Origin of the sequence: Paenibacillus antri (genome assembly GCF_005765165.1) — a bacterium.
Taxonomy (GTDB): Bacteria; Bacillota; Bacilli; order Paenibacillales; family YIM-B00363; genus Paenibacillus_AE; species Paenibacillus_AE antri.
Genome location: NZ_VCIW01000002.1, coordinates 24,126 through 51,069, shown reverse-complemented (window position 1 = coordinate 51,069; position 26,944 = coordinate 24,126). Strand labels below are relative to the sequence as shown.

Here is a 26,944-nt window from a genome sequence, read left to right as displayed (position 1 = left end):
CCGGTCACCCCCGGTCGGCTTTCTCCTGATACGCGCGCCTCACTTCGTCGTACACCGCCTTCAGCGGCATCCCTTCCCGCTCCGCGATCGCCGCGCACTCCCGATATTCAGGCGCGTACTGCACCGCCTCGCCGCCGGCGTACCCGACCTTCACGGTCACCGGTCCCCATTGCGTGTCCACCGCGACCATCCGCCGGCCGAGCCGATGCACGCTCGCTTCGATGCGCCGAATGCCGAGCGTCGTCGTCTCCCGGAAGACGATGCCCTCCATCCGCGGCGCCGCTTCCCGCGACGCGAGAACGTTCAGCATGACGCCCGGCCGCCCCCGCTTCATGACGATCGGAATCCAATAGACGTCGTTCGCCCCCGCCGCGAACAGCAGCTCGGCCACGTACGTCGTCCACTCCGGGTTCATATCGTCCAGGTTCGCTTGCAGGATCACCATCCCGTCGTCCACATGTTCCTCGCCGTGCGCCCCTACGAACAACCTTACTCGCCCCTTTTTCCCTGTTTCCGTTATTTTTTCGAAAACTTGCACACATTAAAAATGATACCGCATCAGCGGAAAATGGCAACGTACAGTGGAGGAAAACTATGGCTCTCGCTAAAAATTTCGTCACCGGGGCGCTGGCGGCCGCCGTCGCCGTCGCCGCCGCGAGCGCGGCCGCGCCGGCCTCTCGCGCCGCGCCCGCGGATCAATCGGCGATGTATCGTTCCGAAGCCGAGTCCGCAAGACAAGCCCGCCAGTCGATGTTGGACACCTTCACGGAACGGAAGGCGCTCTACGACAGCGTCAGCGCGGTCACCGGCATTCCTTGGTTCAATCTCGCGGCCGTCGACCAATACGAGCGCACGCTCAGCCTCGCGCACCCGAAGACGAGACCGCTGCGGGACGGGCTCGTCGCCATTCATCTGACCGAATACCGATGGGTCGGCTTTCTGAACCCGAATCACCAGGATACGAATTTGCGTTCGATCCGGTTCTTCGACGGCTTCGGCCGCGACGGCGACGGCGACGGGAAGGCCGATCGCAACAACGACGCCGACGTCCTGTACAGCATGGCCGACTTTCTGCTTCGTTACGGCACCTCGCCGGCCGACTTCGACATCGGCATCTGGGAGTATTACCAGAACGACCGCAGCGTGAAGCGGATTAAGCAATTCGCGAAAATTTACAGCTTGTTCGGCACGCTCGATCTGCACCGGCACGCGTTCATCCTGCCGCTCGGAGGCGATTACTCGTACCGCAGCACGTGGGGCGCGGCCCGCAGCTACGGCGGGTATCGCATCCACGAGGGCACGGATCTGTTCGCCCATTACGGCATGCCGGTCCGCAGCGCCGCGTACGGCGTCGTCGAGGTCATGGGATGGAACCGGTACGGCGGGTGGCGGGTCGGCATTCGCGACCTGAACAACGTGTACCACTACTACGCGCATCTTTCGGGATTCAACAAGAAGATCAAGGAGGGGGACGTCGTGCAGCCCGGCGACGTCGTCGGATGGGTCGGCAGCTCCGGCTACGGCAAGCCCGGAACGCAAGGGAAGTTTCCTCCGCACCTGCATTACGGGCTGTACCGAGACAACGGGCTGACGGAGTGGTCGTTCGATCCGTACCCGCACCTGAGGAAGTGGGAACGGGAGGAGCGGAACCGCAAGCGATCCGGAAAATAGTTACGGCTCAGGCGTCTCCGACACGGACGACGCCTCTTCTCCTGCCGAGGCCGCGGCGCCCGCGGGATTCGCGTTCGGCAGCGCGAGCGGCGGCACCATCCCGGCAGCCCCGTCGTTCCCCATGGGGTTGCCGTTCGCGTCGAAGTAATACATCGGCACGTCGCCCTTCACGAGAATGTACGAAATCGGAATTTCCGTCGTCACGAGCTCCGGCTCCGTGGCGAACGGGATATAAATCATGACCTCCGCCGTGATGCGAACGAAGACGGTGATGAGCAGCATATTGATGCCGGCGTCCTCCCGTCGAGTACCGACGTCTACCTGCGGCGCTCCCGCCGATTCGAACGTAAGCGGAATCTTGGGACCGAAGGAGGACAAGATCGCGCTGTCGAACGCCTGCCCGATCGGAATGCGTTCCACGAGGTGCACGTTCGCGTCCAGCGCCCCGTTGACGATATCGACGATCTGGGACGAAATTTTCATATGCTCCCCGTACTTCAACGAGAGGCCCGTGATGTCGCCGCTTTCGTTCGTCCATCGGTCGACGAGCTCTTCCATCTCCGCGCTGTTCGCCACTTGATTCGCGATCGCCTGGTTGATCGCGTCCGTCGCGATCTGCTTGACGCGGATGCGCGCCACGTCCATGAGCGGCTCGCGAATGTTATGCTCGATGAACAAGAACGTCTGGATCGTCAGCACGAAGCTGACGATCAAGGTAATGAGGAAGATCGACCGCTTGCTGAACGGCTTCTTCGACTGCGCTCGGAATCGGCGGTTGGACAAGGGCGGCCCCCCTTTCGTCTGGCTTCCAGCGGTTCCGTCCTTGTCATATATATGAGCCATGCTCGGGAAAAAGAATCCTCCCCGTCCTCCCCTACTGCTCCCAGAACGCCATCAGCGCCCGGTTCGCGACGACGATCGCCCCGTAGATCCAGCCCCAGCCGGGCTTGCCTACGGCGAATAACAGCGCGGCCGGCAAGCCGAAGACGACCAGCTCGAGCAGCAGATGGACTGCGGGAGACACCGGATAGGCCGCGTTCGGCGAGCCGAACGTTCCCCAAAGGACCGCCGCCGCCAAGGGAGCCCCGAGCCCGAGCGCGGTCTTCGCCCACCCTGCGGATCCCGTCCGGACGCCCCAATACGCGTAAATCGCCAAGGCGCACAGCTCCAAGCCGAACCGGACGATCAAGTTCGCGGTCATGAAGACCGGCAGCAAGGCGCTCATGCTTCTCCTCCGCTCGTCGCCCGCAAGCCGGCGAGGAACGTGTCGAGCAGCAGGCGGAAGCTGACGTTCGGGTCGAGCTTCAGACCGAAGCCGCCCGCTTGCTCGATCGAAGCGAAGCCGTGCAGGATGCTTCGCAGCCCGCGGATCATGTGAAGCGTCCGCTCTTCTCCGAGTCCGTACGCCTCAAGCACCCGCATCACGACCTGTACGACGGCATACGACGCCTGAGCCAGCTCCTCGTCGTTCGGGTCCGTCGCGCGGAACGTCGCTTCGTATACGCCCGGGTGCATTCTGGCGAAGCCGACGTACGCTTCGCTCGTCGCCAGCACGGCGGCATCGCCCGACTTGCCGACGGCGGCCGACGCCATGGCGTCCCGCAGCCGCTCCAGTCCGTACAAGGCCAGCTTTCGCTTCAGCGCCGGCAGCCCCTCCACATGGTTATAGAGCGAAGGCGTGCGAACGTTCAACCGCGCGGCCAGCTCTCCGAGCGACAATCGATCGAGTCCTTGCTCGTCGGCCAACTCGGAAGCCGCGCGCAGCACCGTCGGTAAATCCAATCCAACTCTCGGCGACATGGTATCCTCTTCCTCCCTTATCCAAGTCTCGTTTCGGCTTCCGCGATCGCTCTGCGCATGGCCGCGCCGGGCGATTGCAGCATCGTCCCATGACCGACGGCGAGCAGGCGAGGGTTCAGCTCCGCAAGCTTCTTGGCGCTGCCGAGCGCCGTCCGGGCATCCCATGTACCGAACGCCGGGAACGGAAACCACGGCACGACCGTTCCCGCTACCGCCGTTCTGCCGCGAGTCTGGAAGGCGTCCCCGGCGATCAACGTCCCATCCCGTTCGTCCAAGAACGCGAGCGAGCCCGGGGTATGTCCCGGCGCGGCGATCGCCGTCAGCGAACCGATCCGTTCGCCTTCGCGCAGCAGCCGATCGGGCCGGGACGCAAGCTTCTTCGGCACGCCGCCGCGAATCGGCGACGCCGGCTCGCCCGGCAGCAGCGTCAGATCGCGGTCGAAAAATCGGACGTCCCGCTCCGATACGGCGATCGGCACATGCGGAAGCGCACGCTTCAATTCGTCCAAGGCGCCCACATGGTCTTCGTGCGGGTGAGTCAGAACGATCGTCTCGATCGGCTTGCCGATGCGCCGCGCGGCGTCCAGAATGCCCCGCGCGGAATACGGCAGCGCCGCGTCCACGAGCGTCAGCGAGTCCTTCTCCTCCACGAGATAACAGTTGACGGGGAATACCCCAGGCAAAAACGTAAGTTGATGGACGGCGCCCCGATTCGTTCGTTTCATATCCAAAACCTCCCGATAAACTACTTATAATAGCATATTAACTAATTTGATTAGTTTTTGCAAACCTTTTTTTCTTTGCGCCTGCGACATACCGCCGCCGCTTCCCGCTTCAAGGGACTCCGGCGGCGGCGCCGTTCCGAACCTCTCTTATTCCAACACGAACTGGATATCCGGACCCGTCGCGTCGATCGTTACCTTCTTGTCCTGCACGAACCACATGTCCCCTTCCTCGATGAAGAACGTCATGCCGCCCGCTACGGTACTCTCCTGCCGTCCGTCGCCTCGCGGCCGCTCCTTTTGGATCCCGAGCACATACGGCTCGGCGCCGCCCCCCGCATACCTCGCGTACACCCGGATGAACTCGCCGGGCTCGAAGCCCCACTCTCCTTGCAAGCAAGCCACGGCCCGCTCGGTCACTTCCAATTTCATATCGACACCCTCTCCGGCTTAGTTCTTCGCATATTTTCGCCCTCTTCGGAAAATATAACCAAAGCAAAGCCAAAACACAAAAGGAGACGGTACGGGTGGCGCAACTGAAATTCGCGATCGTATATTACAGCTCGACGGGAACGAACTATAATCTTTCGAAAATGGCGGAAGCCGCCGCGAAAGCGAACGGCGCCGAGGTCAAGCTCATGAAGGTGCAAGAGCTTGCGCCGGAAGCCGCGATCAACGGAAATCCGCTCTGGAAGGCTCATGTCGAAGCGACGAAGGACGTGCCCGTGGTCACGCTGGCCGATCTAGAATGGGCGGACGCGGTCTTGTTCAGCATGCCGACTCGATTCGGGAACGTCCCGGCGCAGATGAAGCAGTTCCTCGACACGACCGGCGGACTGTGGTTCCAAGGGAAGCTCGTCAACAAGGTCGTCAGCGCGATGACGTCCGCGCAGAACGACCATGGCGGCCAAGAAGCGACGATTCTGTCGCTGTACACGACGATGTACCATTGGGGCGCCATCATCGCCGCTCCCGGCTACACGGATCCGGTCATCTTCTCCACCGGCGGCAACCCGTACGGGACGAGCGTGAAGGTCGATCAGGAAGGCAAGATGACGCAGGACGTCCAACCGGCCGTGGCGCACCAGGTCAAGCGCATGTTGGACATCGCGGCCAAGCTGAACGCGTAAAGCGACAAGAAAGAAAGCGGCGAACCGCTCCCGTCATGCGGACGGGTACGGTTCGCCGTTTGTTTTGGACGCAGGGCGTTCCGAGGTGATCATGCTCCAATCGATGGACATCGACCGCCCCGACGCCATGGACCGATCGGCCCGAAACCCGATCAAGTGCCCGACGATCGAATGGTCCAACGAGGTGGAGAAGCTCGCCTCCCCATCCCCCCGCACCACGCGGACGAAGTCCTCTACGAGACGGTGATCGCCGCCGCCGTGCATATCGTTGCTTACGCTGATTTCCACGCGCTCCTCGCGGAACGTGCCGCCGCCGTCCGTCAGCGACGGGCGGCGAACGACGAAGGCGCCGTCTTCGAGCACGCCTTGGATTTCGCCCTTCGTTCCCGTGATATGAACGGTTCGGCACGCTTTCGCCGTCGCTCCGACGAGATTATGCACGGCCGTGCTGCCGTCCTCGAATTCGAGCATGACCGCCTGATGATCGACGATATCGTTATCGCAGCGCCAGACGCAGCGTCCGAACGGATTGTCCGATCCGAGGCTCTCCAGCTTCTCAGCGTCGCTCAGCCGCACGCCGTCCAAATACCGCGGCCATACGTACGCCCCCCACAGCGGGCGGTCGACGTACAGCTTCTTCGCCGAGTAGACGCATTCCGCCTCGATCTCGCAATCGGTCAAGCATCGGGTGCCCGATCCGGCCGGCGCGCGGGACTCGCGAAACTGCAGGAGGCTTCCGTAGCTCGACACTCGAACGGGACGCGTCCCGGATTGGAACCAAGCGATCAGATCGAGATCGTGGCAGCACTTCTGCATAAGGAAGGAGGACCCGCTTCTGGCTTGATTCGCGAACTTCCCGCGAACGAACGCCGTGGCCATGTGATGGAAGTCGACGTTCTCCTCCGTCTGGATATGGACGATCTCCCCGATCGCTCCCGACTCGATCGCGCGCTTGAGTTCAATATAAAAAGGGGCGTATCGAAGGACATGGCATATCATGACTTTGTTGCCGTGCTCCCGCGCCGTGCGGTACAGCTCCATCACTTCGTCCTCCGAGACGCCGATCGGCTTCTCCAGCAGCATGTCGTACCCGTTGCGGAGCAAGGGCAAGCTCGTCGATACATGGAGATCGTCCATCGTCCCGTTCAACACCGCGTCCGCGAGCTTCGGCCGGAGCGCCAGCTCTTCCACGGACGAGAACGTCATCGCCTCGGGGATGTCGTACGTCTTCGCCGTATGCTCCCGCCGCTGCGAATTCGGCTCTACGACCCCGACGATCCGCATCCGCTCCGGATGCTTCCGCGAGTAGCTCGCATAATTCATGCTGCGGCTGCCCGCGCCGACGATGATGACGGAGACCGGTCGTTCCCGAACGCCGCTCGCTGCCTCGTTACGATTCATAGCGTTTTCCATCCCCCAGCGATTAGTTTGTCGTTTCCCTCAGCTCATCGTATCCGGCCCCGAACGCGAAAGAAAGGGCAAAATCCGCGCTTTTCTCGACAAGGGCGATGATCAATTCGTATTTTTATGAACCTCGGGAACCGGCGGCGGATCCGTGAGCGATTTCTTGATCCGGTAATCTTTCGGCGTCGTGCCGAAGCGCTTCTTGAACAGCTTGAAGAAGTAACTCGGCGAGCTGAAGCCCACCTTTTCTGAAATTTCGTTCACTTGGAGGTTGTGATTTTCCAGCAGCAATACCGATTTCAACAAGCGGATTTCGTTAATATAGTCGGCCACGGAGACCGTCTCCTGCCGCTTGAAGATACGGCCGACGTACGCGGAGGACATCTTCAGCCGATCGGAAATTTCCTGCAGACCCAAATTCGGATTCGTGTAATTCGCTTGGATGACTTCCTTGATCGTATCGACGATCACGTGATCTTTGTTCTCGACGCCCCGCTTCCGATCGACGAAGAGCTCGTTCAGCATTCTGCCGATTTCCGCGAAGATGTCGTCGAGCGTCTCCTTCTCGAACACGAGGCGGTCGACGGAGCGAAGGTCGACCGACAGCGGCGCCAGCTTGTTCTGATTGATTTCCCGCACCGTTTGCTTCAGGATGATGCCGAGATGAATGACCGACTGAATGACGGCGTCGGAGCTCATGCAGGCGATGGCGCGGCGAATGTGCTCCAGTTCTTGAAAGACGTTCTCCTGCCGATTCGACTTTATCGCTTCGATGAACTTCCGCTCGAGCTCCGGCGGAATTTGCGTCTCCGGATTGTCCAGATTCGGCCGTACCATCGCAGGCGTAATGACCGCGCCTAAGCCGAAATTCATCTTGTACGTTACGTAATCGAGCGCCTGCTCGTACCTTGCGGTCAGCTCACGAGAATCGGTCGTCGGCTCGGCGAGCGCGACCGTGAACGTCACTTGGTAATAATCGCGCACGATGGACTGGGCGCGGCGCAGCAGCTGCACGAAACGCGAGATGCGGTCTTCGTCCATCCGCTCGGCTTCGAGAATCAATACCAGATGCTCGCTCCGCATATCGACGACGTCGCAGTCCGTCTCCTCCGAGAGCACTTCCTGAACGATGTTGCCGACCGCGAAGCGAAGCAAATTCACGTCGACGCCCAGCGTCTTCGCCTTCAGCTTCGCGTAGTCGTCCAGCTTGATCGCTCCGAGAACGATATCCTTCGTAAGGCTCGTTCGCAGGTACCCCTTTTCGATACATTCCTGTCGGTCTTCTTCCGAAAACTCGGAGCTGTCGGTGATGAGCTTCCTGATGTAATAAGAGCGGAGGATCGCTTCGTCTCCCTCTTGCTTAACCTGCTCCTGCATGAGCGTCTCGATCAGGCGATTGTAGATTTGCGAGATGTAGCTGATCTCGTCCTTCTCTTCGAACCGGTCCGGATCGTTCCCCGGGAACCGCTTCGTCTGCTTCAGCAATCCGTTAATCGGAGAGTAGAGCTTGCTCGTGACGAACAAGGAGGCGATGACAGCAAGCACGAGACAGACGGCGGCGACGGTCAGGAAGACGAGCTTGAGCTTGTCGACCGCGGCCCATACGACGGCGTAAGGCTCTATGTCCACAATGATCCAATCGACGGAGGGATTTACCATGTAATTGACGATGTGCTTGTCGTCGCCGACCGCGTACGTGAACTGCGCCACTTGATTTCCGCTGACGGCATAATGGCGGTACACTTCGTCCTTGAGCGCTTCCAAATCCAAATCCGTCCGCGCGGAAGCACTGTATATTTCTTGATTTTGGTCCAAAATGAACATTCGGTTGGAGCCGTTCCCGGATTGCCCGTTCGCCAGCTCCAGCTTCTCCAACAGCCATTCCGGCTTCACGTTAATGATCAGCGCGCTCTCCGTCCTCGTATATTCGTCCAACGAATCGTACAGGAAGAGCGAAAATACGTCTTGCTTGCGCTCGGGCTCTCTGACGTCGGGCGTAAATTCGATCGGCATCAGCTGCATCTTGTAGATCGGGTCGCTGCCGTTCAAGTAGCCCTCGATGCGGTTGATCAAGGTGCTGTTCGGCGCGGTGATCGCGTTGTCGCCCCCGGTGAAAAAGACGCCTCGCTTGCTGTTGTAGAATACTACCGAATGGACGAAGGAGTTGTATGCGATCGTCTTATTCAGCTTAATGACGCGGGTCGTATCCTCGAAGCGGTCGATCCCGCCGCTGTACAGCAGATGCGCCATATCGTTATCGTAGAACAGCGAGATGGCGAAGTTTTTCACGGTTTCGTTCATGTACGTGATGTTATAGTTGATCTGGGAAAGCACCTTCTCGTTGGCTTCCTGCTGCGAGTCCAAGCTGATTTTCTTGGAATACCAAAAGGCCGACAGCAACGATGCCAGCATAAAAGAGACGATCAGCAAATTGATCGATAATACGATACGCATGAAATATCTACGTTCTCTGTACTTTCGCAGGTAGTTATTCATAGGTACCCTCTCATCCTGCCAGTCTTGGGAATCACGCCGTCGTGAGCCTATTTTAACATGGCCGTCCCTTAGGGGACAGGCCGAATGTCGCCGAGAGCGAAGACGCCCCCGCTCTGTTCGTAGAAGTCCGACCCGAGGCGGAAGATGCCGCGTTCCTCCGGGATCCAGCCGCCGTCCGGCGCCGGATGCCTGCGCTTCATCGCTTCCCACTCCCGGTAATTTTGTCTGCCGTTCGTCTCGATGAGACCCATAGTCAAACCGGGCAGCGGCGGCAGCAAGGCGGCCAAATTTTTGTTCCAGTCGACCATGACCGGGCTTCCGGTCAAATCGGCGCAGAAGCACGGGATGCCCCGCTCGCCGGCCAGCTTCGCGATCTTCAGGCTCAGGCTCATCGTCTTCGCGACGGGCTTCAACGCGAACGCGCCGTAGCCCAGCCGGATGCGCTCCAGCGCGTCTTCCTCCCCGTGCACGCTCTCGTCGGCGACGACCCGTACGGGAATGTCGGCGACGCTCTCCCGCACCTCCTCGGGGAACGGTTCCTCGAGGAGCAGGATGCGTTCGAGCGCTCCCATGCGGTCCGCCGCTTCGACCAACCGCCACAGCTGCTCCTTCGTGCCGTACCGGCCGTTGATGTCGAGGTAATAGGCGATGGATCCGTTCGCCGTGTGCGGGCATTCCCGCTCGCCGGCGAGGCGGTGAACCGCGCGAAGCCGCTCGATGTCCCACGCCAACATCTTCTCCGGATCGCCGTCGGCTTCGGGATCGGAGCCCAGCTTGATCTTCAGCACGAAGGATCCGTCGTCCAGCAGCGCCTCGACGTCGGCGTCGGTCATCCCGTACGAAACGACAGGCGCCGAAGCGATTCGTTCGTGGCGCCAGGTCAAGCCGGCGCGGTACGCCTCCGGGATCAGTTCGACGAACCGCTCGCCCGGACGCCGCCGGCTGAGCAGCGCCCAAGCGGCATGATCCGCCGCGACCAGCGCGTTCAGCGCGAAGGTTCCCCGCAGCGGCTTCCCGGTCCACTGCCGGGTCGCGTACGCGCGGGCGGAGCCCGTAAGCGCGTCCAACAAGTCGAGAGGGGTTTCATAGCGAACGCCTGCGACCGCCGACAGCGCATGCAGCGCGATGTCCCTCATGAAAGCATTGCCTCGCTCGTGCCCCCACTCGGCGTACACCCGCGGATCGGACCATAGGACGCTCTGGACGGACAGTCCTTCTCCGACGCGCCCCTCCTCGTCCTCCATGGCGACGGTCGTCTGCCACAGTTCGTCCACGAAGCCGCCCTTGAACCCGAACGGCGCGAGCAGCGGCTCCCGCTTCACCGTAAGCTTCGTCTTTTTGATCGTAATCATGGCTGCCGTCCTCCTTCGTTATTCCGAGACCATCCGACCCGGCCGAAGCCGCTCGGCTTCCGCCCGCCGGAAGTAATCGTCCATCCGCTCCAAGCCGAACTCCGCGATCACGTCGTCGACGGTGCATTCCTCGGTTTCGCTCGTCATCAACACGCAGCCGAGGTAGCCGGGATCGTGAATTTTGATATTCGGTCCGTATTTTTGTTTGATGTCGCGGAAATGCGCCCCGTTCTCGTCGATATGCAGCACCGCGTAATCCAAATTGATCCGCGCGGTGACGAACGGATAGTAGTTCGTGCTATGTGCCGCGGTCTCGCCGAGCGGCGTCACCACCGTGCAAGGCAGTCCCGCGATCGCTCCCGCGAAATACGCTCTGCACGAATACGCCCAGTAGCCCTGCATCGCACCGCCATGATACATGGAAGGGAAAACGATGAGGTCGAGGTTCTCCTTCGCGTAGCGCAGCCGCAGCTCGTCGAAGTTCAGATCGAAGCAGATCGCCGCGCCGACTCTGCCGAAGTCGCACTCGAACACGGCGGCGTCCGCCCCGTACAAAATATTCGTCTTCGAGAATTCGTCGGGCACCAAATAATTCTTGATGTACGCCCCCATGACGAGCCCCTCCCGATCGATCAGCTGCATGGAGTTACGCCAGCTGCCGTCTTCGGCCTCCGTATGCGAAGGGTAGGCGATGTAGCAGCGATGCCGCTTCGCGATGTCCGAGAGGAAATCCCGGAATCGATCGCCCCGCGCGTGGTAATACGCGAGGCGCCGCTCCAACGGGTACGCCGTCACGTCCGGGCGGTCGCACGCTTCTGGCAGCACGATCAGGTCCGGGCGGTCGGGCAGGACGTTGTCCAAATGATGCTTCCAATGTATGATCATGCGTTCCAGCGCCTCTTCGGGCGGCACATCCGCTTCGATGCGATACGGCCTCGGCCCGACGCAAGCGATCGTCACGTAGTTAGCCATTCCGGAACCTCCTTACGAGTTTGGAAAAGGATACGTACACCCCTCGATTCGCCGAAGGGTGTACGCGCTGTGCGCCTTAGTAGTTCCGCGTAACCTCTAAATCCGTAATGACGGCTTTCGCTTCGGGCTTCCCGGAGCCGGTTCGCAATGCGACGCCCGCAAGCAGATTGGCGCCGGTAAAGCTGACGGTCGTCTCGTCGAATAAGATGTACTTGGAATCGTCCAAATAAAACGCTTTTACGTTAGTCCCCGTCTTGACGAGCATAATCGGCAGCGCGCGCTTCCCGGTCGCGCCGGGAATTTGCTCGACGCCCGTCTTGAAATTTTGGCCCGTGGTGATCGTAGCGCCCGCCGTCTGGCTTCTGGAATCGAACCGCGGATAGTCGCCGATGCCGTCCATGCGGAACTGAACATGCTTCGAGGAGGCGGAGTCCTGCTCCCGGAGCATCAAGCCAATCGTCCCGGGGTCCATATAACTGAACTCGATGTTCGCCTTCAGGATTAGCGTCGACGTAGGCGCATTCGAATTGGGTACGGATTTGTTTAGAAATACGAAGTCGTCCGACGAGCCGGTAATCGCGACGCCCTTGCCGATGAGCGTGTACGCGCCGTTACTTAACGTCGCGAAGCCGCTCGCGTTCGAGCCGTACGCCTTCGCCATGTATTCCGTCGTCGCCGGCGTTCCTACCGGATAGACGGTAACGACGTGGTAGACGCCCTTCTTGACGCCGCCGGCGCCCGAGGCTACCGCAGCGATCGTCGTCTGGCCCGGTCCCGTCGCCGTATACGACACTGTTCCGCCGTTCGCGCTATTGATCTGTACGACGTTCGGGTCGGCGGACGTATACTGCACCGATCCGACCGGGAAGCTCGCGCTCGCCCCGTTCCGCAGCGTGCCGGACAACGTCAGCGTACCGGTCTGGCCCGCGGTCTTCGCGGTCGTCTGCGTCGGGAACTTGACTTCCTTAAGCCACGTGCCGTCGTTCAAGCCGGACGCGAACGGCGTCGCCTCGATCAACCCTACGTTGTCCGCGTAAGAGTAATGGTTCGCGTAAGACTTGTTTTTGAATAGTTGCACGCGAGTCGGGATCGTCGATCCGTCCGGCGCCGCGAGCGACCCGGTCGTGAACGAAAGCGCTTCGCGGGTATACGTCTGCGCCGTCGAGGCGATCGACAGCCTCGGCGGCGTCGAAGCGTAATAATAATTTTCGATGCCGAGATGCACCGTCTCCGAAGGCTCGTTATGCACCCAGGCGGTGAGCGTGTAGCTCGTATTCGGCTTCAGTCCGGCGACCGCCTGCTCGACGCCGTCTCCTTTCGCCGAGCCGGTGGACGTGCTGCTTGGATCGCCGAGCCGCAATTTCGAACTGAGGCCCCGTTCCAACCACGGCCCGGTATCTTTCGTGTACGTAAGGGAGGATTTCCAGTCCACCTTCGCGGCCGTCGCTTCCCATGGCAGCCAGTGGTTCGAGGCGCCGATGCCTCGTTCGAAGCCGCCGTTCCGGATGAGATTCATATACGGTGTGTCGACCGCGGCGTATACCGGATTCGGCGGGTTCATAAAGTTAACGGAAGGGATCCAGTTCCCGCTGTTTCCGCCGCCGCCCAACTCGTAAGCGCCTGCGTCCGGAGCGTTGCCTCCCAGCGAGTATTTATCGGTAATGCCGGGGAGCTTCGCCCCCGCGTCGATCGCGGTAGATCCCGCCTGCGGGACATAATTCGCGCCGAACGTCAATCCGGCCCCCGAGACGACGTTGTACCCATGCGTCACGGTATTTAGGAACAAATTGCGGTCCGCCTCCAAGGAGAACGCCTTATCCGTCATAATATTATTGAAGATGCGCGTCCCGTAATTTTCGTCCGTATACGCATCCGTCCAATGATATCCGATGCTTTTGTCGTTATCGACGATCGTGTTATTGTAGATCAGCCGGAAATTTCCCGGGCCTCCCAACTGAATGCCCGTATCGTTGTTGAAGATGACATTGTGGTGCACGATCGCGTTATCCGCGAAATTATCCAGGTAGACGCCTACGCTCGTGCCGTTCCCCTTACTGTCGTGAATCCAGTTGTGATGGATTTCGGTATTGTTCATGTCGCTGCCCCAGCTATAAATCAAGCCGCCGTCCCGGGACAACCTCATTCCCCAATAGATATCGTTATAGGCGATCTCGCCGCTGCCTTGGGTAATGAGGATGTTTTGTCGTCCGGAATCCCGGATTTCGTTATGGCTGATCAGGTTGCGGCTGCCGCTCGACAAGCGGATCAACGCGTCGGACGAAGCCATATACGTCCCGTCGTGAATCCGGTTGTTGACCACCCGGTTGTCGTTCCCCGCGATATGAATCAACGTGCCGGACGAATACGCGATCGTGCTGTTCTTGATTTCGTTATGATTGCCGGCGATGTTGATGCCGCGCTCGCGCTGATGCTCCATCGAAGTGCCTTGGTTGAAGTCGGAGAAGTACACGTAATTCGCCGTCATGTCGTTCACAACGTTGTACTCGGAAGGAACGCCGTTCTTCGTATTCATGAGCACGTTCGCCGCGAACACGTCGATGCCGGAAATATGAATATGCGACTTCCCCGATAGATCGAAGGCGGTTTGCCGCGTCTTCGCTTCGACTTGGGTGGGCACCGTCTCGCTCGGGTGCAATAAGTAGAGATTCGTCCCGTCCGCGTACCATTCGCTCGGCTCATCCAACGCGCCAAGCACGCCGCTCAGGAAATAAGGATTCCCTTGCCTTAGCCAGTAATAATCATGATCGCCCGCAAAGGTTGGCATCGTCAACGTGCGTGTCGCCGCGTCGAACGCCGTGACCGTGTTCGTCTGGCCGGTGTAGGCATCGCCGCCGCGCGCCCAAACCAACGCTCCGGTCCAGTTGACGTTCGTCGGCAGCTCGTAATCCACGATTTTATGATTGATGACTGCGTTGCCGGACATCGTCTGCGTGGTGCCGGACTTCATATACGCCATCCCCTGCTCGAGACTCGGCAAGTTGTAGGCGGCTTCGTCCGGCAGGTTCGGCCACCTAGCCTCCCACAGCAGGGTAGGCGTGCCCGTCATGTGATTCCCGCTAATGTCCTTCGGCACGACGAAGAATTGCTGCTGCGTCTCGTCGATCTGCGAGCTCCGGGTATACGGCGTCTTATAGATGCCCGGATAACCCGAGATGCCCGCCGACGACCAAACGGTCGTGATCAGGTTGGCGCCGCTGACGACGACGGTTTCGTTCGGCGCGGCCTGGAACGTGATCGGATTGCCGGACGTCCCGCTGTTCGTCGGAGCGACCGTCTCCCGATAGATGCCGCCGGAGACGATGCACGTATCCCCGGGCTGCGCGATGCCGGCGCACTTCTGAATCGAACGGAACGGCGCCGATGCCGAGCCGTTGTTCGTGTCGCTCGCGTTGCTCGCTTTGGACACGTAATACGTCATGCCCGCAGCCTGCGCGGGCGGAGCCTGGAATGACATCGTTCCGAGCGAAAGTGCGAATACCATACCTGTGATAAGTCCGTGTCGAAGCTTCGTCTTTGCGTACATAACCGGCCTCCTTCGAAATGGGGGTCGTGCCTTTATGTCTCGCTTTCCGATGCTACCCACCATGCCTTAGCGGAATGGGGGCCCATGACGATGTCACCTCCTTCCAGCATGTCGACACGCTCCCGAGTCCAGAATTCCTCATGCGCGCCCTTGAGCCCGGCATAGGCCGCTGGCAGCCTCGCGCTTCGGTAATCGTCGCTCAGGTTGAACAATACGAGAAGCTTGCGTCCCTTCCCTTGCGCCTCGACGATCGGCAGATCGTCCCCGTCCCAGTCGAACAAGTTGAGCGGGACGCCCCGGTCGACCGGCTCCTGAAGCATGGCGTCCAACAGCCCGAGCCCGCGCTCGTTGAGCAGAGGCAGCGCGTCGCTGAACACCATATCGCCGCCGCCCGCATAGCAAGCGAGAAGCAGCGTCTTCGCTTCCTCCTCGTTCATCTCCCGACCGGTGTAGAAATTTCCGCCTCTCCGCCACGGCGACTTCGCGAGGCGCCGGCTCAGGCGGCGATCGTCCGTCGTGCTCTCGCATCGAACGATCGCGAAGTCGGGGTCGGCGTTGCCGACCGAACCTTGCATCCACCAGCGCGCCAGCATCGAGCGAATGTTTTGCCGAATGTGGCTCCAATAGTGATGGGTGTCTCCGGTCGTCCGATGCGCGTTCGCGATGCCGACGACCGATTCGTACGGCGCGCCGCAAGCGAGCAAATACGCGTCTTCCCCGATCGTCTCGCGAATGAGCACGAACAGCTCGCGAATCATCCCCGCGGGCGTGACGTCGTCTCGGTAAAATCGGGAGGCGCCCATCAGATACTGGGCGAAATCGCATTTGAAATACGTAAAGCCGGCCGCTCGCAGCTCCGCGAACGTCGAGCGCAGATGCGCGCGTACGTCGGGGTGCGTAATGTCGAGCAGAACCATGGAACCGTACCCCATGCTGGCCACGTACGGATTTCCGTCCGCGTCGCCGACGAACCAATCCGGGTGATCCCGGTACAAGGGCGTGTAGACATTGACGAGCAGCGGCGCCGTCCAGATGCCGGGCTCGGACCCGGTTTCGCGAATTCGATCGCAGAACGTCTTCAGTCCGCTCGGGAATTTCCAGCCCGCTTCCCATACGCCCCATTGTCGCTCGTACCCTTCGTCGATCACGATATAGTCGAGCGCCCCGGCTCCCCACCGATCGCGCGCCGCTCGCGCGTTGACGACGAGATCCTCCTCCGCGACGGCCCCGGCGTAATAATCCCAGGAGTTCCATCCGGTCATGCGCCGCTCGGGGAAGAGCGAAGCAGGCAGCCGCTCCCGAAGCAGCGACGCGTACCGGTCGAGCAGCGCGACGCCGTCCGTCCCGTGCAGCGCGATCAAGTGCGCCAACGTAAGCGATTCTCCCGCCGCAAGACGGCGAGGAACGTTGAGACGCGCAGCGATCCCGAATGCGCCGTCTCGATGCGTGTGCTCATGCAATATCGGAAAGCCGACGAAGCAATCGCCGTACGGGGGAAGGGCGCCGAGCAACAGCGCTTCGCCGGGACGCCGGCGCGACAGCACGGTCACCATGCCGGATTCGTCCGCGGGATCCGACCAATCGTTCGGACGGTGGATCGGGCGTACGCCCGCCAACCCCTCGAACGTAGAGGGATGCTGCAGCTGCACGTATTCTCGCGCATCCAGATTCGGCCCTCCCCGGACCGGACGCCACTCCAGACTGAACGACTTCAGCCGGATGTCCTTCCCGCCGCCGTTATGTACCGTTACGGTATGGATCCCGTCGGCGCCGACCGTAAGGGACAACGTCAATCCGGACCATCTCCAGGATCGACTGCCGTCCGTCCGCTCCTCGGCGGCGTCGGCCGCTTCCCCTGCGAATGTCCCGCCGTCGAACGCGACCTGCGCCGAGGCCCGATCGAATACAATTTCATCAAGATGCTGCATGGTTGGCAGCCCTCCGTTCTTCATAAGACTTCGTACTCTCCCGTTACGCGAGCAGGTGCATCTGCTCCGCTCGCACTTCGCCGGACAAAGGCCGGCCTTCGGTATACGCTTTCAAGTCGTCGACGACCGCCTGCGCGATCCGCCCCATCCCGTTGTTGACGGCGCCGGCGATATGCGGCGTCAGCGTGACGTTCGGCAGCCTTCGGAACGGATGATCCTCCGCCGGCGGCTCCGGTTCGGTGACGTCGAGGCAAGCGTATAATCTGCCCTTGCTCAGCTCGGCGACGAGCGCGTCCTCGTCGATGACGGATCCCCTCGCCGTGTTGATCAGTACGCAGTCGTCCTTCATCGTCGCGAGACGCGCCGCATCGAACATGTGATGCGTCTCGGGAAGCGAAGGCAGATGGATCGAGACGACGTCGCTTTCCCGCAGCAGCGTCTCCAGCTCGACCTTCTCGGCTCCCATATCCCTGGCCCGTTCCGGGCTGACGAACGGGTCGTACAAGACGATCCGCACGTCGAAGTTCCGCATCAGCTTAATATAATGAGAGCCCGCTCGACCGGCGCCGACGACGCCGATCGTGAGGCCGTATACCTCCCGCACGCGCGGACCGGGGTCCCAGCCGCCTTCGCGGGTGTCTCGGCTCAGCCGCCACATATCCTTCAAGGATACGATCGTAAAGCCGAGCGCCGTCTCGGCGACGCCCTTGCCGAGCGCTTCCGTCGCGTTGGATACCCGGACGCCTCGGCTCCACATCGCGTCCGTGACGATCGGCTTCACCGTTCCCGCCGCATGAAGCACCAGCTTCAAATTCGGAGCGGCGTCCAACACCCGCTCCGTGAGCGGCCCGCATCCCCACGACGTAATCGCGACGTCCGCGCCCGCGATGAGCGAGCGCGCTTCCTCCTCGGTCGGGTTCGCGCTTCCTTCGTTCAGCGCGACCTCCCCCCATTCGCGCAATAACGCAAGATGATGCGCGCCGAACACCTTTTCCCGAACGTCCTTCCTTTGCAGCACCGCGATTTTCACGCTGATTTCCCCCCGAAAGTGAAGGGGAATCGATCGGATGTCCTATCGATTCCCGCCTCTGGATTCATTTTGCTAACCGTCGATCTCGGCGGTTCTTACTTCTTGCCGTTCGCCGCGAGCCACTCGTTCAGCTGCTTCTGCATCTCGGCTCGGATGACCTCGGCGCCGGCCTTCTCCAACTTCTCTTCGTAAATCGGCAAGTACTCTTCCGGATCGAGCGTGCCGGTCGCGAGCGCGGCATAATACTCGTCGTTGACGGCCTTCACGTTCGCCGTTTCCGTCTTGACCGGATCGGTGTTGAATACGAAACCGTTGTACGGCGACACTTCCGCCTCGTCGTTGATCGCGGCCGTCTGCTCCAACTTATCGGCAGGAGCGCCTTCCGGCAAATATTCGTTGCGGATGTTGCCGAATACCCAGTCCGTGTTCGTGAAGTAACCCGATTCCGGGTTCGTCTTAATGAATTCGCCCGTCGTCTTCTGATAATGCTTCCCTTCAATGCCGTACACGAGCAAGTTGTACAACTCTTTATCCGTATTGACGAGCTCGAGGAACATCATCGCGCGCTCCGGATTTTTGGACGTGCGGCTGATCGCGTTCATCGTGCTGCCCGCGCCGGTGAATACCGCCTTCGCGAGCGGATGGAGAACGACTTGTTCGCCGCCGATCGCCGCGCTGAACTCCACCTCGGAGCCCGGCTTGCCCGTGAAGTCGAACCAAACCGCCGTATTCCCTTTGTTGTAGGCGTCCGCGGCGGACTTCAGCGTAGCGGCATCCTCGTTGATCAGGCCTTGAGAATACCAGGAATGCGCCAGCTTGAAGTTTTCCCGCTTTTCCTTCGTCACTTCCGGCAGCACGGTGTGCGTCGGATCGTTCTTGTACACTGGCACCTTCGTGTCGATGCCGTAAATCAATGCGGAATAGAAGCCTCTCGTCGTGCCGAACGGTACGATGCCCGGCTCGTTCTCTTTAATTTGCTTCAGGAACGGCTCGATATCTTCGATTTTCTTGATCGTGCTCAGGTCGAGGTTGTATTTGTCCACGAACCGCTTCTGCAGCACCAAGCCCGCGCGGCTGGCGGAAATTTGGTAGTTCGGCACGGCGTAAATTTGGCCGTCGATCTTCGCGTCGTTCCAGAACTTCTCCTGCATCGAATCGTACAATTTCTGGCCGTGGCTCTTCAGCAGATCGTCCAGGGGCTGGAATACGCCCTTCCGCTGATTGTTGGCGAAGGGGAACAGCCAGCTCGACGTCCAGATGATGTCGATCGCTTCGTTCGACGCTACGATCGTGTTCAGCTTCTGCTCGTACGTGCCGAAGTCGACCGGCATGAGCTTAATCGTCGCGTTCAGCTTTTCTTTCGTAATTTTGTTGACGGCTTCGTTGACTTCCGCCTGATCGACATGCGCTTGGTTTTGCGGATAATACCATGTCAGCTCGACCGGCTCCAGCTCCGGCTCGGCGTCGGCCGGCGGGTCAGCCGGCTTGTCGGCAGGGGCGGCCGCGTCGGCCGGCTTGTCGGCCGGCGTGTCCGTCGTACCCGCCGTCGAACCCGAGCACCCGGCGAGTCCCGCCGCGAGCGCCGTGCAAAGCGCGAGCATCGTCGACCAGGTTACTTTCTTTTTCTTCTCGATCGCCTGTTTCATTGAAATAACCCTCCTTAGAATTCATTGTGAATGAGCTTTATAAAAAGTAAAGTATGACACGCTGTTTTTCCGTTCACCGTCCTTCCCGCGTTTCATACGTTATCGATTGCCCTAGTTTCGTTATCCCTTGATCGCGCCGATCGTCAAGCCCTTCACGAAGAAGCGTTGGAAGAACGGAAAGACGAGCAGCATCGGCCCGGCCGACAACACGACGACCGCGAACTTGGCCGACGTCTTCGGGAACTGCGACATATCGAACGACACCATCGCGGTAGCGAACTCGGGACGCGACGTAATGAAGTCGAGCGTATTCATCGTTCGCACGAGCAGCAGCTGCAACGGCACGAGGTCTTGCGTGTTGATGAAGAGCATCGCGTTGAACCACTCGTTCCAATAGTTAAACATGATGAACAACCCGAGCGTCGCGAGCGCCGGCTTCGAGAGCGGCAGGATGAGTTGGAGGTAAATCCGCCACTCCCGCGCCCCCTCCACCTTCGCCGACTCGATAATTTCGGTCGGAATCTTGGACATGAATCCCTTCATAATGAGCACGTAGAACGGACTGAGCAGGCCCGGCACGATCAGCGCCCAGATCGTATCCTTCAGCTGCAGGTACTGGGTCATCAGGATGTAAAACGGGACGAGTCCCCCGTTGAACAGCATCGTGAAGAATACGTAGAACGACGTGATTCGATTCAGACCGTAGTCTTTCCTCGACAAGGTGTACCCCAAGATCGACGTGAGCACCAAGGAGATGACCGTGCCGACGACGCTGACCGTGATCGTCACGCCATAAGCCCTTAGAATCGTGTCCGGCGTCTTCAGAAAATACTCGTACGCCGAGGTCGTAATGATTTCCGGGATCAGCTGGAACCCGTTGTGCAGAATCGATTGCTCGTCGGATAACGAAATCATAATGACCAAGGCGAAGGGGACGAGCATCGAAATCGTAATCGCGACGAATACGGCATGGATCGCGAGCGAAAACCAACGGTTGGTACTCACTTGCTTCTCTCCTTCCTAGAACAACGAGTTGTCTTCGTTTATTTTCCGAACGATGAAGTTCGCCGTCACGACCAGTACGAAGCCGACGAACGATTGATAGAGGCCGACCGCCGAAGCCATGCTGACGTCGCCGATTTCGCTGAGCGCGCGGTAGATGTACGTGTCGATAATGTCCGTCGTCGCGTACGTCATGCCGTTATTGTTCGGAACGAAATAGTGCAGACCGAAGTCCCCGCGGAACATGCTCCCGATGCTTAGGATCAACAAGATGATGATCAACGGCGTCAGCTGCGGAAGCGTAATGTTCGTGATCAGCTGCCAGCGCTTCGCCCCGTCGATCTTGGCGGCTTCGTACAGCTCGCCGTCGATGCCGAGAATGCCGGCATAATACACCAGCGCCGAAAATCCGATCGCCTTCCACAGATGTACCAAATTCAGAATGTAAGGCCAGTATTTCGCCTCGAAATACCACTTGATCTTCTCGAGCCCGGCCGCCGCCAGCCAGTTATTGATGAATCCGTTCTGATGATCGAGGAACGCCATGACGATGTAGCTCATCACGACCCACGATAAGAAGTAAGGCAGGATCATCGACGTTTGGTACAACCTCAGCCACTTCTTGGAAATTTCGTTAAGCAGAATCGCTACCGCCAAGGCGGCGACCGTCGTAAGCAGCATGTACCCGAGGTTATAGAGCACCGTGTTGCGGGTAATGCGGAACGCGGTCTCGCTCGCGAACAGAAACTCGAAGTTTTTGAAGCCGATCCATTCGCTCCCGAGAATGCCCTTGTCGTACACGTAATTTTTGAACGCGATGATGACGCCGAACATCGGAAGATAAGCCATTACGAAAATGTAAAGGATGGAAGGAAACGAGAGGGTAAACAACTCGATGTTCCTGCCGAAAAAACGCACTGTCTTCGAACGCTGCATGCTGCGTATTCCTCCCAGCTCCGGCCGTGGTTGCCTGTTTGACTCCACGATAGCTAGAAATCGGCCTCTCGGGTAGTGAAAAAACTGTACTTTTGTCTCCGTTTCAAGTGGAGGATCTGTATTTTTCTAACTCCGGCTTAGGATTGGGGAGACGTAACGGAGGTTACGCTTCGATCGTGCCTCGGCGGTCGTGTTCCGGTACCGCAACCGATGACGCTTCCACTGCGTTAGGAATGTATCCCGGAAGAAGGGGGCATTAGATGAGAATCGTCAAAGTCGCTCTGGTATTCATGCTGTTTTCCGTCGTTATCGCCTGTACGGGGGTTCCGAACCGCTCCCCCGTCGCTTCGAACGCTTTACACGCAAAGGTGAAAATGAACTACGATCAGGCGAACGTGGAGGAGGCGATGCAAGTAAAAGGAATCTCCTTCGTATCCAAGCCTCCCCGGAAAGATTGGGTCCTGTCGGGCGTGGAACCGCTGCTGTACGCCGTCGGCAGCGCAAGGGAGCGGACCGCTCCGGAGGAGGAAGCGTCGATCTATATTTTCGATTCCGCCAGACACCGCCAAGAGGGAGTAGACGACTTCCGCCGACAGGCTGAAAAGTATAACATGATCGTTCCGCGCATGTACGAAAAACGGAATGTCCTGATTCTATACTGGGCGGGCGGAGACCGGAACAAGCCGGCGAAATTGGACGAGAAGTTTACGAACGCCATCCGCAGTCTTTACGCGATGACAGAATTCAGTGGCGTGACGACGGGCGTCAGGGAAGTCCCCTACTCGATCTTTATCGGCGGGAAACGTTATGGGGGGCTTGCTTTCGAAAAAGGGGCGGCGATCCATTCGATCGACACGCATATGAACGGAAGGGTCCATACCGTTCAAATTCGAGGCTGGCGGCTTCCCTCGGACATTACCGTCGAGCATCGGGGCGACAACGTACTAATCGACTATTCGGAGAGTTCCTCTTCGTCGAAGGAACATGTGGTCGTCCGGTTCCGCGAAGACGATGTGGAGCCGGCCGACATCCGCGTCTCTTTGAATGGGCGCAAACAACGGCTCGCCGGGATCGAATTCGGAATCGAATAAAAAAAACATGACGCGGCCGAATCGCGTCATGTTTCGCCTTGTCCGTTCTAGGGGAGGCTCTTCTTATTCGACCCCATCGTCAAATACAACCGCCCTTCCTCTTCCACGACCTCGAAGCTTCGCAAACGGATGCTCTCGTCCGCCAAATGGCGTCCGTTCTTCAGATCGAATTCCCAGCCGTGCCAGGGGCATCGAAGCACCTGTCCCTCCAAGCCTACTTGATATTCGTACACCTGCGACGGCAGCCTCGTGTCGGTCACGTGCCCGACGCAGACCGGGGCGCCCGCATGGGGACACATATTGCGATACGCGTAAAATCGACCGTCTACGTAGAAAATCCCGATCTCCATCCCGTTCGCCGCGACGATCGATCGGCCCTCGCGGCGAACCGCCTCCGCATCGGCCGCGTACACCTTCTCCTTCTCAGCCATGCGCCGTCCCTCCCGTCTCCGCCGGACGGGGTAAACCGTACAGCTCCATCGCGGTTTCCCCCATGATGCGGCGCTTCAGTTCCTTCGGCATCGGCGGCAGCGCCATCATCGGGTTGTCGTAGTCCCAGTGCGGGTAATCGGTGGAAAACATAACGCATCGCTCCGCGCCGATCATATCGAAGACTTGCAGCAGATGCTTATGATCCTTCGGCTCCTCGATCGGCTGCGTCGTCAAGAAGACGTGTTCCGCGATGTACTCCGACGGATGCTTCTTCAGCCACGGCACCGAGGAACGGAGCGCCTTGTAGTTTTTGTCCATACGCCACATCATCGCCGGCAGCCAGGAGATGCCGCCCTCGATGGCGACGAACTTCAGCTTCGGAAACTTCTCGAAGACGCCCTCGCAAATGATGCTGTTCAGATGCCCGATATAGCTGACCGGCAGCACGTTATGCCATTCGAAGTACCGCGTCGGGTAGCCGGCGTTGGTCGGCGACGGCGCGATGCCTCGGCCCTCGCCGCCGGGGTGAATGGCGATCGGCAGACCGTTGCGTTCCGCGGCTTCGTAGATCGGGTGATAGAATCGCTGACCGTACAGCATACGCGAAGCGCTGCTCATGATCACCTGCGCCATGCCGGGATGGGAGCCCATGCGGTCGATCTCGCGCGCGGCCGCCTGCGGATCGGTATTGTTGATCGCGATCGAGCCTCGGAACGCCGGACTCCGATTCAGCCAATGCTCGACCGTCCAGTCGTTCCACGCGCTGGCCAAGGCGTTGGCATAGTCCGGATCGGGGTATAACGATATTTCGATGCCGGACGTCAAGATCGCGTAATCGATGCCGTTCGGTTCGATCAAGTGGCGGATCATGAAGTCCGGGTCGGTGCCCGGACCGCCTCCCGTGTCCGGGTTCGCATCCTTCCGCGCGCCGCCGACGACCGAATAATACTGCCTGGCGATGCCCATCCCCATCTCGAGCCATTCCTCATGCCATGCCTTGGGGAGATAAGGCAAGATGTCGTATTTGGTTTTCATTGCGTTGTGCACGTCCGTATCGACGACGACCATTCCGTTCAGCAATTGCTGCAACCTCCTTGACGTTGATGTCTACGCGTCTCGCTTCGAAATACGGTTTCGTACTCGCGCAGCCGGACCTTGTCGTTCGACCGGAACGCTCAGGTCGATAGATCGAGTGCTTGTTATTAGCATACCGTAAGCGCTGCCATATCTGTATTATCCATTCTTTACTTTTCGTTGTCCGATCTTTACCTTTTTGCCGCGCTTTTTTCAGCGAACGTTCAACCTGCTTTCAAGCTGCCTTCAGGGACGAGGATTACACTGGTTTCATGACGAGGAGGTGAAGCTATTGAAACGAACGGGATCGATTCGCTGGATCGTCGCGGGCGCCGTCCTGCTCCTGCTGTCGCTCATCGCTTGGAAGCTGTTGCATACCGCGTGGAACGCCGCCTCCTTCGGCGCGGGCTCCGCGCACGGACACGGGGTCCGCGGCGGCGGCTTCGGCCATGCCGGACCCGCCGGCTTCCGCCGGGGAGCGGGACCGCTTGCGGAAGGCAATGCGCCGCCTTGGGCGGGTTGGGGGATGTTCGCTGCGCTCTTGAAGCTTGGCGTCACGGCGGCCGCGATCGCGCTATGGGCGAAGACGACGGGATTTTTGCGATGGGCGGGCGCCTGTCTAGCCGTCCTGGGAGCGATCAGTCTACTTTCCCCGTGGTGGGCCGCGGCGTTGACGATCGCGGTGTTCTGGTTCGCGACGCGGAAGTCGGACGAGCCGGCCGCGGTAACCGCGTCCCCCGTATCGTCCGTCGTTCCGGACGTCGCGATCGACCGAGGTACGCTGCTTGACGAATGGGAACGAAAACAGCATAAGGAGGAACATTGACAATGGGGATGTTCAAGAGGATCAAACAAATCGCGGCGGCCGACCTTCACGGCGTACTGGACCGATTCGAGGACCCGATCGCTATGGTGAAGCAGTACATTCGGGAGATCGAGGAAGAGATGGAGAGCGCTCGAGAGGCGATCGCTCGTCAGCTCGCGGCCGAGCAAAACTACGGTTTGCTGATTGTTCGGACGAAGGAGATCGTCGCGAAGCGTTCGCGGCAGGCGGAACTCGCCGTGGATAAAGAGGACGACGCGATCGCGGAGCTGGCGCTGGAGGACAAGCTGCAGCAAAGCAGGCTGCTTGCCGGATACGAAGAGCAGCAAGCCGCGATCCGGGGCCAGCTCGAGGCGTTGAAGACCGAGCTGGCCCGATTGGCTCAACTGCATCGAGGGCTGACGACGAAGCTGGACGCGCTTCTGATCCGCGCCCATGCGGCGCAAGCCGTCGGAGCGGCCGCTTCGGCCGCGCCTTCGTTCCGCACCGACGAGATCGTGCGGAACGTCTCTCGGATGGAAGCGAAGGTGCGGCGGATGGAGGCCGGAGCGAACGCGTCCCGTCAGCTGTCCGCGGCGCTCGATCCGTTAAAGCAATGGGAGCGTCGGGACGAGGTGCGGGCGGAGCTGGAGATGCTGAAGGTCGCGAGAAACAAATAATCGTCGAAGGACCGTCGGAGGAAGAGAGCCCCCGGCGGTCTTCTTATCGCGGATCTATATTATGGACGGCCGTCGAGCTCTACTTTTATTTTGTAGAGAAGCACCGTTTGATCGATGATACCGAAGCCTAAGGAACCTCCCGCGTCGGCCCCCGGGCTCCGCCCATACGCAAGTTCGGTCAATCGAGATCGCTCCGTCGGTTTTCCGTCGCGATACCCTTCGACCCACAACGTCACCCACGTTCGATCGGCATGCGTTTGCCTGAAGTTGAAATCGTATAAGATGCCGAGATGCAATTCTTTGAATGTCTTTTCTTAGTCCGAGCGTTGATTCGCCGAAATATAAGCGATGCTCCCATCCTCCTCGGGAGTCGCTCCGCAACCGACCGACAAAATAAGTAGTAAACTAACCGCCGATATCGAAATGATTCGAAGATAGGAGTTCATTCCATAAACACTTCCTTCCCTTCTCCGTTCACGATCATCTCCACGCCGAAGGACATCGCGGTTCCGCTAACGCCGGTCGAACGCAATCGCTCCTCGGGTTTCGTCGTGAAGGAGATGCCGTACACCTGGTTCGATCGAGGATCCAATGTCAGATGGACGAACTCCACTTCTACGTAAGACCAGATCCCTTCCGAGCCGAACTCCCGAAACAAGGGTCGTATTTGTACCTGTTCCGCTGCGCCGCCGTAATTGACGAGCCGGATCGAGCATTGAATCGGAACCGTATCGTCCACCGTCGCGTAGCTGCACCTCGAGTCCTTCTTCAGAACGTCGACGACGTCGATCCCCGTGTCGTTTCGATGCATTAGTACTAACGCTTGCTCCGTCACGTAGGGGAAGGTTGCGAAGAACGCGACGCAGACGAGGAACACCGTTCGGCCGACGAGACGATGCCGCTGTCTGAAATAACGGATCGTAAGATTCGCGCTATAGACAAGGAGGATGAACCCGGCAATGACGGAGTAATGGAAGCCTTGCCTCTTCTCCATGTCGCTCCACGCCGAGAGGCCAATCGCTTGGAACAGTTGATCCCCGAGAATCGTACCGCGATGCGTTACGCCGAGTAACAGTAAAGAGCACAACAAGAGGAGAACGGCTCCCCATCCTTGCTTCCTGCTCATGCTCCACCCCTTTCCAATACCCGCTAGGGGACCGCTTCCCATAATACCACATTTTGGGTTAAGTGATGCTGAAAAAACTATAGCTATTTGCTCTCCCGCTTCCTTA

The 26,944-nt window shown here is 59.5% G+C and carries 24 protein-coding genes; 5 read left to right on the top strand and 19 right to left on the bottom strand.

From position 1 onward, the window contains the following. Positions 1 to 4 precede the first annotated feature (4 nt). The gene (gene larC2, locus FE782_RS03365; RefSeq protein ID WP_138192516.1) at positions 5 to 487 is read right to left on the bottom strand and encodes a nickel pincer cofactor biosynthesis protein LarC2; all 483 of its coding nucleotides are present in this window, start codon (positions 485 to 487) and stop codon (positions 5 to 7) included. Positions 488 to 594: 107 nt separating this feature from the next. Between larC2 and FE782_RS03360 the strand changes: the two genes are divergently transcribed. Next, on the top strand, positions 595 to 1,671 hold the full coding sequence (locus tag FE782_RS03360; protein ID WP_202914471.1) for a M23 family metallopeptidase: 1,077 nt from the start codon (positions 595 to 597) through the stop codon (positions 1,669 to 1,671). On the opposite strand, the gene yunB is transcribed toward FE782_RS03360, so the two are convergent. The 5 genes from yunB to FE782_RS03335 form a co-directional block, all read right to left on the bottom strand. Then, entirely contained in the window at positions 1,672 to 2,454 is a 783-nt protein-coding gene (gene yunB / locus FE782_RS03355; RefSeq protein WP_158299235.1) for a sporulation protein YunB, read from the bottom strand. A gap of 91 nt (positions 2,455 to 2,545) precedes the next feature. Further along, positions 2,546 to 2,896 (bottom strand): YrdB family protein, encoded by a 351-nt coding sequence (locus FE782_RS03350; protein ID WP_138192512.1) that lies wholly within the window; start codon positions 2,894 to 2,896, stop codon positions 2,546 to 2,548. Then, positions 2,893 to 3,471 (bottom strand): TetR/AcrR family transcriptional regulator, encoded by a 579-nt coding sequence (locus FE782_RS03345; RefSeq protein ID WP_138192510.1) that lies wholly within the window; start codon positions 3,469 to 3,471, stop codon positions 2,893 to 2,895. The genes FE782_RS03350 and FE782_RS03345 overlap by 4 nt, the downstream gene beginning before the upstream one ends. Positions 3,472 to 3,488: 17 nt before the next feature. Further along, positions 3,489 to 4,196: an MBL fold metallo-hydrolase gene (locus FE782_RS03340; RefSeq protein WP_138192509.1), complete on the bottom strand. Its 708-nt coding sequence runs from the start codon at positions 4,194 to 4,196 to the stop codon at positions 3,489 to 3,491. Between the two features lie 147 nt (positions 4,197 to 4,343). After that, entirely contained in the window at positions 4,344 to 4,625 is a 282-nt protein-coding gene (locus FE782_RS03335; RefSeq protein ID WP_138192507.1) for a HesB/YadR/YfhF family protein, read from the bottom strand. 95 nt (positions 4,626 to 4,720) lie between these two features. Between FE782_RS03335 and wrbA the strand changes: the two genes are divergently transcribed. Continuing rightward, on the top strand, positions 4,721 to 5,323 hold the full coding sequence (gene wrbA / locus FE782_RS03330) for an NAD(P)H:quinone oxidoreductase (RefSeq protein ID WP_138192505.1): 603 nt from the start codon (positions 4,721 to 4,723) through the stop codon (positions 5,321 to 5,323). A gap of 33 nt (positions 5,324 to 5,356) precedes the next feature. Here the strand turns inward: wrbA and FE782_RS03325 are convergent, their stop codons facing one another. The 10 genes from FE782_RS03325 to FE782_RS03285 all read right to left on the bottom strand — a co-directional run bounded on the left by FE782_RS03325 (position 5,357) and on the right by FE782_RS03285 (position 21,633). After that, on the bottom strand, positions 5,357 to 6,724 hold the full coding sequence (locus FE782_RS03325) for a Gfo/Idh/MocA family protein (protein WP_138192503.1): 1,368 nt from the start codon (positions 6,722 to 6,724) through the stop codon (positions 5,357 to 5,359). Positions 6,725 to 6,835: 111 nt separating this feature from the next. Further along, positions 6,836 to 9,181, bottom strand: a complete 2,346-nt coding sequence (locus FE782_RS03320) for an AraC family transcriptional regulator (RefSeq protein ID WP_158299234.1) — start codon at positions 9,179 to 9,181, stop codon at positions 6,836 to 6,838. 110 nt (positions 9,182 to 9,291) lie between these two features. Beyond that, complete coding sequence (locus FE782_RS32195) at positions 9,292 to 10,575, bottom strand: enolase C-terminal domain-like protein (RefSeq protein WP_158299233.1); 1,284 nt, start codon at positions 10,573 to 10,575, stop codon at positions 9,292 to 9,294. Between the two features lie 18 nt (positions 10,576 to 10,593). Further along, positions 10,594 to 11,547 (bottom strand): carbon-nitrogen hydrolase family protein, encoded by a 954-nt coding sequence (locus FE782_RS03315; protein WP_138192499.1) that lies wholly within the window; start codon positions 11,545 to 11,547, stop codon positions 10,594 to 10,596. A 76-nt stretch (positions 11,548 to 11,623) separates the two neighbouring features. Next, positions 11,624 to 15,091 (bottom strand): right-handed parallel beta-helix repeat-containing protein, encoded by a 3,468-nt coding sequence (locus FE782_RS03310; RefSeq protein ID WP_158299232.1) that lies wholly within the window; start codon positions 15,089 to 15,091, stop codon positions 11,624 to 11,626. A 32-nt stretch (positions 15,092 to 15,123) separates the two neighbouring features. Next, positions 15,124 to 17,019 carry an alpha-galactosidase gene (locus tag FE782_RS03305; RefSeq protein WP_158299231.1) on the bottom strand — a complete coding sequence of 632 codons (1,896 nt, stop codon included), beginning with the start codon at positions 17,017 to 17,019 and terminating at the stop codon, positions 15,124 to 15,126. A gap of 43 nt (positions 17,020 to 17,062) precedes the next feature. Further along, complete coding sequence (locus FE782_RS03300; protein ID WP_158299230.1) at positions 17,063 to 18,049, bottom strand: hydroxyacid dehydrogenase; 987 nt, start codon at positions 18,047 to 18,049, stop codon at positions 17,063 to 17,065. Positions 18,050 to 18,144: 95 nt separating this feature from the next. Continuing rightward, complete coding sequence (locus FE782_RS03295; protein WP_138192491.1) at positions 18,145 to 19,695, bottom strand: ABC transporter substrate-binding protein; 1,551 nt, start codon at positions 19,693 to 19,695, stop codon at positions 18,145 to 18,147. 120 nt (positions 19,696 to 19,815) lie between these two features. Next, complete coding sequence (locus FE782_RS03290; protein WP_238392331.1) at positions 19,816 to 20,700, bottom strand: carbohydrate ABC transporter permease; 885 nt, start codon at positions 20,698 to 20,700, stop codon at positions 19,816 to 19,818. A gap of 15 nt (positions 20,701 to 20,715) precedes the next feature. Beyond that, positions 20,716 to 21,633: an ABC transporter permease gene (locus FE782_RS03285; protein ID WP_138192489.1), complete on the bottom strand. Its 918-nt coding sequence runs from the start codon at positions 21,631 to 21,633 to the stop codon at positions 20,716 to 20,718. Positions 21,634 to 21,893: 260 nt separating this feature from the next. Here FE782_RS03285 and FE782_RS03280 point away from each other — a divergent pair, with 260 nt between their 5' ends. Next, complete coding sequence (locus FE782_RS03280; RefSeq protein ID WP_138192487.1) at positions 21,894 to 22,724, top strand: hypothetical protein; 831 nt, start codon at positions 21,894 to 21,896, stop codon at positions 22,722 to 22,724. 47 nt (positions 22,725 to 22,771) lie between these two features. Here FE782_RS03280 and FE782_RS03275 read toward each other — a convergent pair whose 3' ends face one another. Together FE782_RS03275 and FE782_RS03270 are read right to left on the bottom strand one after the other, a co-directional pair. After that, positions 22,772 to 23,155 (bottom strand): Rieske (2Fe-2S) protein, encoded by a 384-nt coding sequence (locus FE782_RS03275; RefSeq protein ID WP_138192485.1) that lies wholly within the window; start codon positions 23,153 to 23,155, stop codon positions 22,772 to 22,774. Continuing rightward, positions 23,148 to 24,236, bottom strand: coding sequence for an amidohydrolase family protein (locus FE782_RS03270; protein WP_238392330.1), 1,089 nt, complete (start codon positions 24,234 to 24,236; stop codon positions 23,148 to 23,150). The genes FE782_RS03275 and FE782_RS03270 overlap by 8 nt, the downstream gene beginning before the upstream one ends. Positions 24,237 to 24,522: 286 nt before the next feature. Between FE782_RS03270 and FE782_RS03265 the strand changes: the two genes are divergently transcribed. After that, a complete protein-coding gene (locus FE782_RS03265; RefSeq protein WP_138192483.1) occupies positions 24,523 to 25,056 on the top strand; it encodes a hypothetical protein in 534 nt (177 codons plus the stop codon). 2 nt (positions 25,057 to 25,058) lie between these two features. Continuing rightward, positions 25,059 to 25,712, top strand: coding sequence for a PspA/IM30 family protein (locus tag FE782_RS03260; RefSeq protein WP_138192481.1), 654 nt, complete (start codon positions 25,059 to 25,061; stop codon positions 25,710 to 25,712). Between the two features lie 442 nt (positions 25,713 to 26,154). Here FE782_RS03260 and FE782_RS03255 read toward each other — a convergent pair whose 3' ends face one another. After that, positions 26,155 to 26,838: a hypothetical protein gene (locus tag FE782_RS03255; protein WP_138192479.1), complete on the bottom strand. Its 684-nt coding sequence runs from the start codon at positions 26,836 to 26,838 to the stop codon at positions 26,155 to 26,157. Positions 26,839 to 26,944 lie beyond the last annotated feature (106 nt).